The sequence below is a fragment of the Laceyella sacchari genome, from assembly GCF_004343255.1.
Taxonomy (GTDB): Bacteria; Bacillota; Bacilli; order Thermoactinomycetales; family Thermoactinomycetaceae; genus Laceyella; species Laceyella sacchari.
This window is the reverse complement of the sequence record NZ_SMDD01000005.1, coordinates 62,136-76,639: the sequence shown is the minus strand read 5'-3', so window position 1 is coordinate 76,639 and position 14,504 is coordinate 62,136. Positions and strand designations below refer to the sequence as shown.

The window sequence follows — 14,504 nt, the reverse complement described above, 5'->3', positions numbered from 1 at the left end:
AAAGGTTTCACACCAACGTGTGAAACTGAGGTTTGAGTCTATGCTCAATGAATTGACAGGTCACGTTGTCACTCTTTAGTTTTCAAGGAACACTTCATATCATTTTGCACCGCTCATCGCGGCGACAAATAAGATATTATCATCTTATTATTCATCCGTCAACACTTTTTTATAAAAAATATTTCTCCACTCCAAATACCAACAAACCCATTTTACAAATCTGCGTTTTTGCCCGAGAGCCACAGAGAACCCGATTGAATATCCTGAAAAAAAACAGGAGGTGCGAACATGTCCGTTTACGTGCGCGACTTCCAATCCATCACTCAGCACACCCATAGCAAGGATGTCGTTCTCAGGGCTATCACGACAGACACAGAAGCTGAATTGACCCGGCTTTCCTTTAATGAATTGAAAGGCGGAGAGACCGTAGAGCTGAAGGGCACTTTTCTCTTACATGCCGAGGAAGGGCAATCATTTTCCTTGGAAACAGCGATTTACCGTTCCAGCGAAAACGACCAAACCAAGCAAGAATTAATTCGGTGGCTCGAAACTTTCAGCAATGGTTCCACTGACCCAGTCATCACATCCGTCCCCCTTCACTTTGTCGATCAAATCTCAGAATCGCATAAAGAAGCCGTCTATCTTGTCACTGCCACCCTTCACTCCGACTTCATTGAGCAAGTCGATCTCATCCTGCCGCTCACCTTCTCCGGAACCGTATTTAGTCCCTTCGCACCGAAGTCAGGTCCATCGTCAAGGGCACACAAATATCGGCCACGACCCCGTATACACCGACAACGCAGACCAAACTGAGGACGTCCGGCGATCATCCCCTCTTTAATCAAGCGGCGAAATGGAACCTGGGATGATCGCCTTTGCTGTCTCTCTTTACATTGCAGTTAAAAATCAAATCATGATAAAATCATTCTGATTGAACAAATTACGGTTCACGGAGGAATTTTATCATGCTCCTGTCGGGTAAACTGAACAAAATCCGCACTTTCGCCCTGCTCCTGATTTTTGTGGGAATCGGGGTTATGTATATCGGGTTTGCGTTTCCAAAGCTTATGGCCTTATTCTTCATCTTAGGTATCTTGTTTGTATTGGCGAGCGTGGGAATCTACTTTTGGATTGGCATCTTGTCCACCCAAGCGGCGCAGGTCGTATGTCCCGTGTGCGACCGCCATACCAAAATGCTAGGAAAACGCGACCAATGCATGCATTGCAAAGCGGTGTTGTCCATGGACCCCAAAGATGCACCAGCTCCCGCAGACAAACCTTAACCACGGGTGTTACCAGTATGTCTTAAATTAAGTTGATGAGAAAGAAGCGGAGGAAAACCCTTTTCTCAAAGAACGCTTAGCACCGCGTGAAGCGAATGAGAAAAGGATTTTGGAGCGGCTGGCCTTTTTTATCAAACACCCCTATAGTCAAACGCCAAAGAAACTTATTTTGGGCAAACCCATGAACCAGGAGTTTGGAGCAAGCGGAGCTCTTGCCCACTGTGCGCAAAATCAAACATCGGCCCCGCATTGTCGACAAGCTCAGCCTTCCGCATATAAGGGAAGGCTTTCCTTTTGACCATGCACGCCATGTTCCCGACAGCGCATTCGCACTCTTCTGTTTTGTCCGTCAAATGACTATAATTAAGTTAATTCTTGCCAAGTCCGAAAGGAGGGGCCTCTTTGTGTTGAAACCCCACAACCTGGTGGAAATGTTGGCCCTAGCGGTGAAGCAACACCCCGATCAGACCGCGCTTCGCCATCACGGCCAAGCGCTCACTTATCAAAAATGTTGGAACACGGTGCGGGACATCGCGTTTGGATTGGAGCGCCTCGGTGTCAGACAAGGAACAAAAGTAGCACTCATCGCCGAAAACCATCCCCGTTGGATCTTGTGCGATTTTGCCATCATGAGCCTAGGCGGCATCACTGTACCTCTGCCCCCAGATGCCAATGAGCAAGAATGGAACGAGTGGCTTGAACAAACCGAGGCGGAGGTAGTTATCATCGGCTCAACCCATGCACCCAAAGGCTTGACCCATCCACCACAAAACGTCCGCCATATCATCCAGTTGACCGAAAACCCGCCCACTTTACAAAAAGCCCTGCGGTTTGACACGCTCATCCAACTCGGACAAACCATCGCCTTGGAAGAATTGGACTGGGCATATCCCGCCGTCCAGCCCTCCGATCCGGCTACGATCCAGCTTGTGGATGACGCAAACGGCGAAACCCAAACCATCATACTGACTCATGCGCAACTTTTGTACAGTTTGGACGGCATGGCTTATCTGCATCCCCAGCAACAACAAGATGAGTTGTTGGTTCACTCCTCTTTCGCCGTGTTGCATGCCCGACTGACGGGATATCTATTGGCACTTGGCCATGGCGCCACAGTCACGATTGCGGATGGCAAGCCGATTATTGAGCAATTGCAACAACATAAACCAACGCTTCTCGTCACCGACTCTAGGACCATTACACAGATGAAACAACAGCTGTGGGAGCACATCCAAGGAGCACTTTGGCGCAAATTGGCGTTTAACCACGCCATGCGTCTAGCCACCAAATACCATCAGTACCGCCGCGCGGGTCGGGACACCCCTATTCCCAGCCGATGGCGCTTTGGTTACGCTTGGGCCCATTTGCTTTCATTCTCGTCTTTGCACAAGCAATTGGGTAGCCGCTTGCGTTTGGTCATCAGCGGCGATCAGCTGGCTCCCGCCTTACATGAATTTTTCGGCCACTTAGGAGTCCCGTTGGCATCTCTGTACGGCATCGCGGAAACCGGTTGTCCTATCGCTTGTCAATACAGCTACCAATCTGATCCAGATTCATATCAATTGTTGCCGCAAGTGGAAACGCGTATCTCTCCCGATGGCGAACTCCTGGTCAAACATCCGGGCATGAGCGCTGGTTGGTTGCACACAGGCGATCTCGCCGTAAAAGGTAGCGGAGGGCAACTGTACCTCAAAGGACGGAAGCCCACCTCGCAAGAGACAAAACCACTTGCCTTATCACAGTCAGCAAACAAATGAAAGGCACCCTGCTTCCTGTGCAGGGTGCCTTTCATTGCGTACGGTGGGATTGGCAATCAGGGCACAACCCATATATTTCCATACGATGCGATTCAACTTGGTATCCAGTCGATTCGGCAGCTCGTTCCTCCATTTGGAACAACGGCGGATGGTCAAAGTCGGTGATTTTGCCGCATTCCCGGCAGATCACATGATAATGATCCATCATATTGGCATCAAAGCGGCTGGAGGCATCGCCATAGGTTAATTCCCGCACCAGTCCGGCCTCTTTGAACACACGCAAATTATTGTACACAGTCGCTACACTCATATTGGGGAAATTACCTTCCAACGACTTGTATATCTCATCTGCGGTGGGATGATTCATCGTCGAATAAAGAAAGCTTAAAATAGCATACCGCTGGGGAGTCATCCGTACGCCAATGCCTTTCAACAGCTCCACAGCTTCAGCCAGGCGGTTGTTGCTCATTTGTATACACCTCGCTTCTCCGCCGTTTAGATAACGATTATTAATTAATAATAGATATAATTAGTCTACGGCTTGCAGGGCCGGTTTGTCAATGAAGCGATCCATGTGAGCTAAGGAATGTCTAATGAATAGGCCAGCGTCTCAAAACCATTTCTCATTCGCTTCACTTATGCATCGTCGTTCTTCGAGAAACGATTTTTCCACCGCTTCTTCCCCGCACAACATGATTTGCCAGAAACACCCTAGATAGCCATCTTGAATCTCTTCTTTATAATCAGCATGTTCTCCTTCTAACATCCCCTAATTTAAGTTGGAAAATTTTCTCCCTCTTTGGCAGTGATCTTGTCTACTTAAGGGACATATACATGTACCATGTTGCGCAAAGGAGGAGGAATCCATAATGAAACGTTGGATGCAAACCATCGGCGGTGTATTGTTAGCCATGGGAGTGGGAGGCTTGGTGATCCCTGACACCGGGGCATGGCATGACTTGTTCCACCCGACCCTCTCACACAATTTGATTCACTTGATCAGCGGGGGCGTATTTTTAGCTGTGAGCCAGCAAGAACAAGCGCGACGCTGGACCTCTCTGGGATTGGGCGGCCTGTATCTGTTGGCGGCCATCTGGGGGTTGTTCACAGACAATCTGTTAGGCGTACTTCCATCCGCTGCGGGGATGGATACCCTTCATCTCCTGATCGGAGCCGCATCATTGTACGCTGGGGGCATCATCGACGGCGCCTTCAAACGCTCTTCGGCAAAAGAGACTCAAGAACAGGTGCAATCACGGGGCGAAAACCCGTAAAAAAGAAGCAGCCCGACATCTACCGGGCTGCTTCTTTTCACTCTTCAGTCGTTTTTATTTGGCCAGTTGCTTAATCATATCAATCACTTGCTTCATCGTTTCATCGGAATTACTTTTGGACATCTCGGCAATATACCGGTCACGGTTGTTAAAGACCTCTTGTACTTTTTGCAGGAATGTTTTGGTGGTGAGCTCTTCCTCCTGCAACACATCACAGTAACCCATTTTACGGAACGACTCCGCATTCAAAATCTGATCCCCACGGCTGGCAGCTCTGGAAAGTGGGATGAGCAACATGGGCTTTCTCAAGTACAAAAATTCAAAAATGGAATTAGAGCCTGCACGAGAAATTACCATATCCGCCATCGCCATCACATCGGCCAATTCCTCATTGACATATTCAAATTGCTTATATCCGGGGCGGATCAATGATTCATCCACTTGGCCTTTGCCGCACAGGTGCACGATTTGGAAATAACGCATCAGACTGTCGAGGTTTTGCCGTACCACTTGGTTGATCTTTTGCGATCCCAAGCTTCCTCCCATAATCAATAACACCGGCTTATCCGCTTGGAATCCGCAGAGGGTCAATCCCCGCTCCCGGCTCCCCCGTTTCAATTCATCCCGAATGATGGCGCCCACATAAACCGTTTTTTTCGGGTCCAACCCTTTGGCCGTCTCCGGAAAAGTCGTACAAATCCGGGTTGCAAACGGCATAGCAATCTTATTGGCCAACCCCGGTGTGATATCTGATTCGTGAATAATCACAGGTACTCGATTCAACCACGCAGCTAACACCACAGGTACGGAGACGAAACCACCTTTGGAAAAAAGGATGTTGGGCTTTTCCCGTTTGATGAGGCTATATGCTTGAAAAATTCCTTTAATCACGCGAAATGGGTCTTTAAAGTTATTCCAGTCAAAATAGCGGCGCAATTTCCCCGTAGAAATGCCGGCATAGGGAACGCGATCCAGCCGTGCCACCAATTGTTTCTCAATCCCATTTTCCGAACCGATATATTTGATCTCCCAACCATCTTGGGCAAACTTAGGAATCAATGCCAAGTTGACCGTCACATGGCCCGCCGTGCCCCCGCCCGTAAAAATGATTTTTTTCTTCATCCCGTTCCACCTCTTCTATCCACATTTCAAATAACACCATTCATTTTATCAGTTTTAAATGAATCTTTATCGAAAAGTATATGACAAGATGGAGAGCATTTTTCATCCCAAAGCGGGCGTCCGCGTTACTCCCCCCTGCGCCATGCTGAACAAGCAGATATCACGCCACAAAAAAAGCATGCAGGGACATAACACTCCCAGCATGCTTTTGGACTTGTTCGGCATGCTTGCCCGCCAACATAGCCAACGCTTCGTCCATTGTGTTCATTCAGTCACTCTTTCCTGCCCATTCCCCAACCCCAAAAACCGCGCCCGCACTTCCGGGGTTGGTATCATGCATGTTTCGCCTTTGCCAAACAGCCGATAACGGTTGGCCGCAAACCAGCGATAACCTAAGTCTCTGAGCGGACGAGGAATAAATAAGAGCAGTGAGAGCCACTTCCATCCCCCTGGCAACCGGCGGCAGATGCGCAACACTGCCGTTGACCCAGTATACCACTTGCCTCCTTCATATAAGACCATCGTATCAAGAGAAACGGGACCGAGCGGCGACTGACGAAACGCCTCTTCAGCAAAAGTTGACTGCAACGTAGCGAACCGGAACAACCCCTCCCGATCCTTTTTTATGATCCAGTTAATCCGGCCATTGCAAAAATTGCATTCCCCATCAAAAAAAACAATGGGATGTTCACCGAGATGCCTCTGCGCCATGACCAGATGCCCCCTTCCGTTAAAGCGATCCCCTCCATCTCCTCCTTATTTTCCCACAAAAGAGGGGGCGGCAAAGCTGAACTTTTGCTTTACAAACACACAAAAAAAGCCCTTTTCTATACATTGATGAAAAGGGCAAAACGGTCAGGGGCTTTTAAAAAACAAACCTTGATTATCACACTGGCCATATACGCTTCAAATCAAATCATTTAATCGCCCAACGCGTAAAGGGGTAATGGTACTCCTTCTCATTCAGCGCCCGCAAAATTCCTTTGATCGGGCAGAAGAAGGCCATCAGTGCGAACACGATTAAGAACGGAATGCCGATCAACAGCCACGACAAAAGGCTGGACAGCCAAATCAAACCGGCCATAATCACATGAAATACGAGCGCCTGCAATGAAATCCGCTTAACATCGCGATCGCTAGAAATGAGATATACAATGATTGGACACAACACTGGCGCAAACCAGGTGCTCGCATGGACCAATACCTTTAGCCATTTGCCATGCAAGATAAAACCCTCCTCATATTCGAGTGATCTTCACACCCATGATATACCCGCTCTCACAGAAATAAAACATTGTTACACAAAATTATGCTAATACACCTGATAACAACCTTTGATTTACAAAGAATTCATATTCACCAATCAAACAAACACAACAATGTTATGTTTTCAAAAAAATTTGTGCGCGTCGTTCTCTGCGCTTTCACACCATTCATCCACTCATCCCATAGTGTTTGCTGGATAAATGCGTGTTATTTACTGAAGCAATATCAATACAACAACGCCCGCTTCGTCTGGTTCTCCTTGACTACTGGCACAATTCTTAAGTACGACAGAATACATGCCTTATTTTGCATTTCTTTTTTTTCCGTTACTATTAGAAAGTACGCTGTCAACGATGTTGCCGAGATGTCTTAGTCGAAATAAACCTGCAATAAAGGAGGAAGGATATGCTTCGCAAGTTTTTCTCATATTACAAGCCCTATAAAGGCTTGTTCTTGCTCGATTTCACTTGCGCGGTGTTCGCCGGGCTGTTGGAATTGGGTTTTCCATTGGTGGTAAACCAGTTTATTGACCGCTTGTTACCGAGCAGAGATTGGCCTTTGATTTTATGGGCCAGCGCGGGCTTGCTCGCCCTGTACGGGCTTAGTGCGGGTTTGCAGTATGTTGTTACTTACTGGGGTCACATGCTGGGTATCAATATCGAAACAGATATGCGCCGTAAATTATTCGATCATATTCAAAAGCTGTCATTTCGCTTTTTTGACAACAATAAAACGGGTCATCTGCTGTCCCGTCTCACCAACGACTTGATGGAAATCGGAGAAATGGCACACCATGGGCCGGAAGATGTATTCATCGCCATCATGACCTTGATGGGGGCCTTCCTTTTTATGGCTATGATTCACTTGAAGCTGGCGGTACTCACTTTTCTCGTGATTCCTGTCTTATTGTGGTTGACCATTATGTTTAATCGCAAGATGACGAAGGCTGTCTATCAATTGTATTCCGATATTGCCGATTTTAATGCAACGGTGGAAGACAATGTGAGCGGCATGCGGGTAGTACAGGCATTTGCCAATGAAGATCATGAGCGATCTCGTTTCTCTGTAAATAATCTGCGATTTCGCTTATCAAAATTGCTGTCATATAAAATCATGGCGATGAACTTATCAATCAGTTACATGCTCATGCGTTTGGTCACACTGTTCATCTTGATTTGCGGCACTTGGTTTGTAATTCGCAACGAATTGACCTACGGGGAATTTGTCGGATTTGTGCTTCTGTCCAATATCTTGTTCCGGCCAATTGAAAAAATTAACGCTGTTATTGAAAGTTATCCCAAAGGGATTGCTGGATTTAAACGTTATATCGAATTGTTGGAAACCGAACCTGACATTGCGGACGCACCCGATGCCGTGGAAGTAACACAACTGCGGGGCGACATCCGCTATGAAAATGTAACTTTCAGCTATGAAGCAGACAAACCTGTGCTCAAATCGATCAACTTGACCATTCGAGCGGGGGAAACGGTGGCTTTTGTCGGTGCCTCCGGAGCGGGGAAAACAACGCTGTGTAGTTTGCTACCGCGATTTTATGAAGTAGATCAAGGACGGATTACCATCGACGGTATGGACATTCGGCAGATCAAGCTAGCCTCATTGCGGCGCCAGATTGGCATTGTGCAACAAGACGTCTTTTTATTTGCCGGCACCATTCGGGAAAACATTCTTTATGGCCAACTGCATGCCTCGGAGGAGGAAGTGTGGGAGGCGGCCCGGCGCGCGCAATTGGATGAGTGGATTCGGTCATTGCCCGAAGGGATGGACACCGTAATTGGTGAGCGTGGGGTCAAACTCTCGGGCGGGCAGAAGCAACGCTTGTCGATCGCCAGAATCTTTCTCAAAAATCCGCCAATCTTGATCTTGGATGAAGCAACTTCAGCACTAGACACCGAGACAGAAGCAGCCATTCAAAAATCGCTATCCGAATTGTCGACTGGCCGCACCACCTTGGTAATTGCCCATCGCCTCGCCACCATCAAGCACGCCGACCGCATCGTTGTAATGACCCCGGACGGCATTGCCGAAGAAGGACGGTTTGACGAATTGATGGCTCGGCAAGGCCACTATCATCGTTTGCACCAAGCCCAATTTGAATGGGTGTAAGGAACACGGCCAAAGCGATGTACACATGATTGGTTTTACTGCTAGCTTTCTATTGCGAGCAATGAATAAAAAAGCTGACAAGATTTCTTGTCAGCTTTTTGTCCTATTTCTTCACTGGTTCCACCTGTTTGCCATACCAACAATACGGATGCAGATCACACTGGTGGCATTTGGGGCTCCTAGCGCTACAGATGCGGCGGCCATGCCAGATGATGCGATGGTGGGTATCACTCCACTCGGCGCGGGGGACGCGTTTCATCAGCTGGCGCTCCGTCTCGAGCACATTTTCGCTGTCGGCGAGGGCTAGGCGGTTGGCGACACGCTGAACATGGGTATCGACAGCCAAGGCTGGTATACCAAAAGCGTTGCTCAGAACGACATTGGCCGTTTTGCGTCCAACGCCGGGAAGCGCCTCTAGCTTCTCCCGGTCTTGCGGCACTTCTCCTCCGTATTTCTCCACCAAAATCTCACAGGTTTTCAAGATGTTTTTACTTTTGTTACGAAACAAACCCAAGCCCCGGATATGCTCCGCCAACTCCGCTTCGGTTAAGGTGAGAAACGAATCAGGGGTGGGGAATTTGGCGAAAAGTCCCGCCGTCACTTTGTTCACTTGCCGGTCGGTGGATTGTGCCGACAAGATTGTGGCGATCAATAATTCAAACGGATTGCGGTATTCCAACTCACAGTGGGCATCCGGGTACATCTGCGCCAGAATGTCCAATATCTTTCTGGTCGGAACCCGTTTTGGTTTTGGCTTCATGCGCTCTCCCTCCTCTCCCTGGTCATCTGTCACAATCAAGCCTTATCCATTATAGCATGGGCTCAGTAGCCTCTCTCAGCGTTGATTTCATTCTCCAACCGTTGCGCACCCTGCAAGTAGGCGTCCAAATTGCGACGGAATCCCTCCAGTGCTCGGGTCATGTAGCGAGGTGAACGACCGGAAAGATGGGGGGTGAGAATCACATTGTCCAGCTCCCAGAAAGGATGTGATGCCGGTAACGGCTCTTGCTGGAACACATCCAATACAGCCTGGGCAATGGTTCGCTCCCGCAACGCGTCGAGTAGTGCCATCTCATCCACCACGGCTCCGCGGGCGAGATTGATGAGGGTGGCCGACGGCTTCATCTTGCTCAATTCCTCACGACCGATCAACCCGACGGTCTCCGGGGTCTGGGGCACAGTCAACACGATAAAATCGGCAAGCCCCAGCACCAAGTGCAGTTGGCTTATGCTCACCATGCGATCAAAGTACGGCGTTTCCCGACCGTCTGTATTGACTCCGATCGTTGTCATGGCAAACGCTTGCGCTTTCTGAGCGATGGCTTGCCCAATCGCTCCCGCCCCCAACACAAGCAACGTTTGCCCCGCCAACTCTCCCACGCGAATGGTGCGATCCCACCGCTTCTCCCGTTGCAAGTCCCGCATCTGATCCGTTCGCCGAGTAATCTGCAACATAACGGCCAGTGCGTATTCAGACATAGGGATAGCATGAATGCCCCTGGCGTTGGTCACTCGAATCCCACGCGCGCTGATCGCTTGAAACGGCATCTTCTCCAGACCAGCGCTAATCACGTGAATCCAGCGCAATTGGCGGCATTGGGCAATCCGTTCTTCATCAAGGTCTTCCCCGTAAGTAATCATCACTTCCGCATCAGGCAAAGCCATTGCTGCTTGTTCGATATGATCGAAGAAAGAGAAGCGGACATGCGGATATTCCGTGGTCAATGCTTGCTGATGCTTACTACTGATTTTGGCCGTTGACACGACCCTGACCGCAGTGCTCTGTTTCCCCATCCGGCGCTCATCCATGTCGGTCTTCCCTCCCAATCTGCCGCTTCACTGCTTCAATAATCAATTCTTCGCTGAATTCATCAAATGCACTGCGGTGAAACGTACCATAGCTGTTCACGATCTGAAAACCGCACAGTGTCAACAAGTGAAAGCATTCCGTCGGATACAAGTAGCGTAAGTCAAATTGGGCGCGAACCCGTTCCAGTTGCCGCCCCTCCTTGTCATAACGATCCATGTAACGGATGACACGGGCAGTTTGACGGTAATGATCAAATTCAGTGTAATCGTTCACTTCGATCAACTCTTGTGTTCCAGGGACGGGAAAAGCGCCACAATACGACAGTTTGCTGTCCTTTTCAATCAAGTCCCACAGTTTGGGTACAAAAATATTAAAAGCAAAAAGGCCATCATCGGTAAGATAACGCCGAACACGCTTCAACGTCTCCACTTGGTCATTAACAGTTAACAAGTGCAAAAAGGAACGATAAGGAATAATAATCAGCGGAAACTGCCCTGTCAACTCCATGCGAGTCATATCCGCTTCGATCCACTCAATCTTGTCAGCAAGCTCCATCTGTTCTGCTTTCTGCCGGGCACGGTTGAGCATGGCTGGCGAATTGTCTACACCGACAACAGGAATTCCTGCCCGGGCAATCGCCAAACTGATCCTCCCCGTCCCGCACCCCAATTCCAATACCGGTCCGCCACTTGCTTTTGCTAAATCCACATAGTAAGTTACATCCCGATCTAATCCCGTTGAGGTCCAATCATAATAATCAGGCAAATCATATGCGTAATGCTCCATCCCACTCACCTTTCTATCGTGATGAAATCAGAAGCGGTTTTCCCAATCTAGGAAAACCGCCGGCAACAAGAATCGATTACTTCAACTGTTCACGAACAAAATTCAACACTTCTTCCACATGGCCGGCCACTTTCACCTTGTAATCCACTTTGGCCAGCTTGCCTTCGCGATCGATGACAAACGTGGACCGCACAATACCAATGGATTTTTTACCGAACATGTTCTTCTCTTTCAACACGTCATACGCTGTGCATACCGTCCCATCCGGATCGCTTAGCAACAAAAACGGCAAGTCGTGTTTTTTGATGAACTTCTCATGAGATGCGATCGAATCGCGGCTAATGCCCAACACAACGGTGTCCAACTCCGCAAAAGCGGCGTGTTTATCGCGAAATTCGCAAGCCTCCATGGTGCAGCCGGGGGTGTTGTCTTTGGGATAAAAGAAAAGCACGACATTTTGGCCCCGAAACTCAGATAAAGATACTTTTCGGCCATTGGTTGCATCCAATGTAAATTCAATCGCCGGATCTCCTACCTTTAACATCTTGACACCTCCACCATCCATTATGATTGACCCCATTCTACCATGTTACGCGCTGGAAAACCAAAATCGGCGCCACATCCATTCGTTTTTGGAAAACATGTTGGAAAAAGCGGGTTTCGCTGGTTTATCCGGCTCCGGCACCAACATAAAAAAACGGGGAAACTCCAGTCACTCGGAGATTCCCCGTTTTTATCTTTAAATCCGTATAAGGCAATGCTTATCAAAGAAAATACTTGATTATCCCTTGTACACTTTGGAGCGAGAAGACCGCTTTAATCCCCCAAACCGGCACAACTAACAGCATGATCAGGATTTCGGCAATCACTTTCATCTCGCTCAACCCTTTCATTCATATTAAAATGATGTATCTTCATCATAGAAGGGTTAAGTGAGATTATCATAAAAATCAGATTAAAAATAGATTAGAAACAAAAAGCGATTACGAAAAAATGTAAAGCTATAAAGTTCAACGCTACACTTGTAGACAAGGACCTTCGCGCTTACACCCCTGGTTGTACAGGCAAACGAACAATTACCTTGGTGCCCAATCCCAACCTGCTTTGGACTTCCATCTTTCCTTGTGCCCTCTCCACAATCTTTTGCGCGATGGACAATCCCAACCCACTGCCGGTTTGTGAAATGTGCCTTTTCGCTCGGTAAAAGCGGTCAAACACCCGGGGCAACTCGTCTGCCGCGATTCCCTGTCCTGTGTCCTGCACAATAAGTTCGATCCATTGCCCTTCTTTGGTGCAGGAGACGGTGATTAAGCCGCCATCTCCGGTGTACTTTCCGGCGTTATCAAGCAAGATATCTAACAATTCTTCCATGTCGGCACGCCAGCCGATCACATCCAGCGGCTGCTCAGGCTCCTCATACGCGATTGTCAAGGTGCGGTGTACATGCCGCCACCGCTTCACCCGCTCAGAGACGACGGTAGTAAGCGCAAATGCTTCCATCTCGCTTGCCGGCTCATCCACTTCAAACCGGGCCAACCGAAGCAAGCGCTCAGTGAGCTTTTCCACCCGATCCAGTTCCTCATCCATTGTCGCCAGCGCTTCTTCGGCCACTTCCCGCCGGCTGAGCCCCCACCGCCGCAACAAGCCTACATATCCGCGGATGACGGCAATCGGGGTTCGCAACTCATGCGATACATCGCTGACAAAGGCATTTTGCTTCTGCATGCTGGTGTAGATGCGATCCAACAGCGAGTTAAATACCTTGGACAGCAACGCAATCTCATCCCCTGTAGCTGGTATTTCCAAGCGGTGGCCCGGTTGCCCCGGATCTAGCGTCTGCACGGACTGGATGATCTTTGACACCGGACGAAACGCTAGTGCGACCGTCAGATACCCACCGACCAAGACAAACAAGAGCAAAGCCACGGATGCTGTGATCAATACGCCCAAGGCCATGTGCAAATATTGGGTGGCAAAGGAAAAATCGGTATACAGCTCGATGCGTCCCCGATCCCGCTCAATCGGCGTGGTCAGAATAAGGACACTTTTTGAACCCACCTGCACCAATCTCCGCCGGGGAGCAGCTTGTCCCTCCCGCAAAAACACTTCAGAAGGAATCCCCTTGTCCACAACGCCAGCGGCTTTACCGGCGAAAATGATCCTGACTGCCTGACCGTGTTCGATCAGTGACGGCAACCAAACCGAATAGGGTAATTCCGATAGTTCTTTCTGTTCGTGAACCTGCTTGATCGAAGCCAGTTTGCTCTTAAGAACGGTTTCTTCGGTGTGAACCAGCCAATTTTTCAGAGCAAAGTACACGAAAATGTGAAACAAAACGAGAATGCCGATTAAGCCCACTGTCAACAGCAACGACAAACGCCAACGAATGGGCATTTTAATGTTCGCGAATAACATAGCCAACCCCTCTGACCGTCTCGATGATGTTTTGGCATCCCATTTGCTCCAATTTCACGCGCAAATAGCGGATGTAAACATCCACCACGTTGGTATCGCCCGTATATGAATACCCCCACACTTTGTCAAGAATCATTTCCCGGGTCAACACATGGTTTTTGTTTTGCATCAAGTAGGCGAGTAGATCAAACTCGCGCGTCGTCAATTTTAACTCTTTTCCCGCCACCGTCACCGTCCGTTCTTCCAACAGAACAACCAACGGATCGAGTGTGAGCTTGGTCAGCGGTTGACTCCATTGCGATTGCCGCCGTTCAATCGCTCGCATGCGCGCCAATAGCTCTTCAATGGCAAACGGTTTGGTCAGATAATCATCCGCGCCAGCATCCAAACCGCTCACCCGGTCAGGCACCGCATCGCGCGCCGTCAGTATGATGATGGGCACCTGGCTTTGCCCGCGGATGCGGCGGCAAATCTCCATGCCGCTTAAATCAGGCAACATCACATCCAATATCAACATGTCCCATTGGTCCGTTTCCCACAACTCCAACGCCTTCCTGCCCGTTGGCGCGACGGTTACCCGATATCCCTCGTATTCCAGCTCCAATTGGAGAAAACGGGCGATGTTCCCCTCGTCTTCCACCAACAACACGTTTCTACTCATGCCATC

General features: G+C 49.0%; 16 protein-coding genes. 5 read left to right on the top strand and 11 right to left on the bottom strand.

The features are described 5' to 3' along the window. The first annotated feature begins 288 nt into the window (after nt 1–288). The 3 genes from EDC32_RS14880 to EDC32_RS14870 all read left to right on the top strand — a co-directional run bounded on the left by EDC32_RS14880 (nt 289) and on the right by EDC32_RS14870 (nt 3,040). Nucleotides 289–813 (top strand): hypothetical protein, encoded by a 525-nt coding sequence (locus tag EDC32_RS14880; protein WP_132223454.1) that lies wholly within the window; start codon nt 289–291, stop codon nt 811–813. 152 nt (nt 814–965) lie between these two features. Beyond that, entirely contained in the window at nt 966–1,283 is a 318-nt protein-coding gene (locus EDC32_RS14875; RefSeq protein WP_022735702.1) for a DUF2614 family zinc ribbon-containing protein, read from the top strand. A gap of 404 nt (nt 1,284–1,687) precedes the next feature. Next, nucleotides 1,688–3,040 carry an AMP-binding protein gene (locus tag EDC32_RS14870; protein WP_158283404.1) on the top strand — a complete coding sequence of 451 codons (1,353 nt, stop codon included), beginning with the start codon at nt 1,688–1,690 and terminating at the stop codon, nt 3,038–3,040. A 31-nt stretch (nt 3,041–3,071) separates the two neighbouring features. Here the strand turns inward: EDC32_RS14870 and EDC32_RS14865 are convergent, their stop codons facing one another. Both EDC32_RS14865 and EDC32_RS16455 read right to left on the bottom strand, forming a co-directional pair. Then, nucleotides 3,072–3,509 carry a Fur family transcriptional regulator gene (locus tag EDC32_RS14865; RefSeq protein ID WP_022735699.1) on the bottom strand — a complete coding sequence of 146 codons (438 nt, stop codon included), beginning with the start codon at nt 3,507–3,509 and terminating at the stop codon, nt 3,072–3,074. Between the two features lie 141 nt (nt 3,510–3,650). Continuing rightward, on the bottom strand, nt 3,651–3,806 hold the full coding sequence (locus tag EDC32_RS16455) for a hypothetical protein (RefSeq protein WP_158283403.1): 156 nt from the start codon (nt 3,804–3,806) through the stop codon (nt 3,651–3,653). 103 nt (nt 3,807–3,909) lie between these two features. On the opposite strand from EDC32_RS16455, the gene EDC32_RS14860 reads away from it, so the two are divergent. Next, nucleotides 3,910–4,314 carry a DUF4383 domain-containing protein gene (locus tag EDC32_RS14860; protein WP_132223448.1) on the top strand — a complete coding sequence of 135 codons (405 nt, stop codon included), beginning with the start codon at nt 3,910–3,912 and terminating at the stop codon, nt 4,312–4,314. Between the two features lie 54 nt (nt 4,315–4,368). Here EDC32_RS14860 and EDC32_RS14855 read toward each other — a convergent pair whose 3' ends face one another. The 3 genes from EDC32_RS14855 to EDC32_RS14845 form a co-directional block, all read right to left on the bottom strand. Further along, the gene (locus EDC32_RS14855) at nt 4,369–5,436 is read right to left on the bottom strand and encodes an undecaprenyldiphospho-muramoylpentapeptide beta-N-acetylglucosaminyltransferase (protein ID WP_132223445.1); all 1,068 of its coding nucleotides are present in this window, start codon (nt 5,434–5,436) and stop codon (nt 4,369–4,371) included. Between the two features lie 264 nt (nt 5,437–5,700). Further along, on the bottom strand, nt 5,701–6,147 hold the full coding sequence (locus EDC32_RS14850; RefSeq protein ID WP_132223442.1) for a thiol-disulfide oxidoreductase DCC family protein: 447 nt from the start codon (nt 6,145–6,147) through the stop codon (nt 5,701–5,703). Between the two features lie 205 nt (nt 6,148–6,352). After that, complete coding sequence (locus EDC32_RS14845; RefSeq protein WP_132223439.1) at nt 6,353–6,661, bottom strand: DUF4870 domain-containing protein; 309 nt, start codon at nt 6,659–6,661, stop codon at nt 6,353–6,355. A gap of 446 nt (nt 6,662–7,107) precedes the next feature. On the opposite strand from EDC32_RS14845, the gene EDC32_RS14840 reads away from it, so the two are divergent. Continuing rightward, nucleotides 7,108–8,826, top strand: a complete 1,719-nt coding sequence (locus tag EDC32_RS14840) for an ABC transporter ATP-binding protein (protein WP_132223436.1) — start codon at nt 7,108–7,110, stop codon at nt 8,824–8,826. Between the two features lie 103 nt (nt 8,827–8,929). Here EDC32_RS14840 and nth read toward each other — a convergent pair whose 3' ends face one another. The 6 genes from nth to EDC32_RS14810 all read right to left on the bottom strand — a co-directional run bounded on the left by nth (nt 8,930) and on the right by EDC32_RS14810 (nt 14,498). Beyond that, nucleotides 8,930–9,586: an endonuclease III gene (nth, locus tag EDC32_RS14835; protein WP_102991448.1), complete on the bottom strand. Its 657-nt coding sequence runs from the start codon at nt 9,584–9,586 to the stop codon at nt 8,930–8,932. Nucleotides 9,587–9,648: 62 nt separating this feature from the next. Next, nucleotides 9,649–10,635 carry a D-2-hydroxyacid dehydrogenase gene (locus EDC32_RS14830; RefSeq protein ID WP_132223433.1) on the bottom strand — a complete coding sequence of 329 codons (987 nt, stop codon included), beginning with the start codon at nt 10,633–10,635 and terminating at the stop codon, nt 9,649–9,651. Next, on the bottom strand, nt 10,628–11,422 hold the full coding sequence (locus EDC32_RS14825) for a class I SAM-dependent methyltransferase (RefSeq protein WP_132223430.1): 795 nt from the start codon (nt 11,420–11,422) through the stop codon (nt 10,628–10,630). Before EDC32_RS14825 ends, EDC32_RS14830 begins: the two co-directional genes overlap by 8 nt. A 76-nt stretch (nt 11,423–11,498) precedes the next feature. Continuing rightward, nucleotides 11,499–11,966, bottom strand: coding sequence for a thioredoxin-dependent thiol peroxidase (gene bcp / locus EDC32_RS14820; protein WP_132223427.1), 468 nt, complete (start codon nt 11,964–11,966; stop codon nt 11,499–11,501). 500 nt (nt 11,967–12,466) lie between these two features. Next, nucleotides 12,467–13,837, bottom strand: coding sequence for a sensor histidine kinase (locus EDC32_RS14815; protein ID WP_132223424.1), 1,371 nt, complete (start codon nt 13,835–13,837; stop codon nt 12,467–12,469). Next, nucleotides 13,818–14,498 carry a response regulator transcription factor gene (locus tag EDC32_RS14810; RefSeq protein WP_132223421.1) on the bottom strand — a complete coding sequence of 227 codons (681 nt, stop codon included), beginning with the start codon at nt 14,496–14,498 and terminating at the stop codon, nt 13,818–13,820. Before EDC32_RS14810 ends, EDC32_RS14815 begins: the two co-directional genes overlap by 20 nt. Nucleotides 14,499–14,504 lie beyond the last annotated feature (6 nt).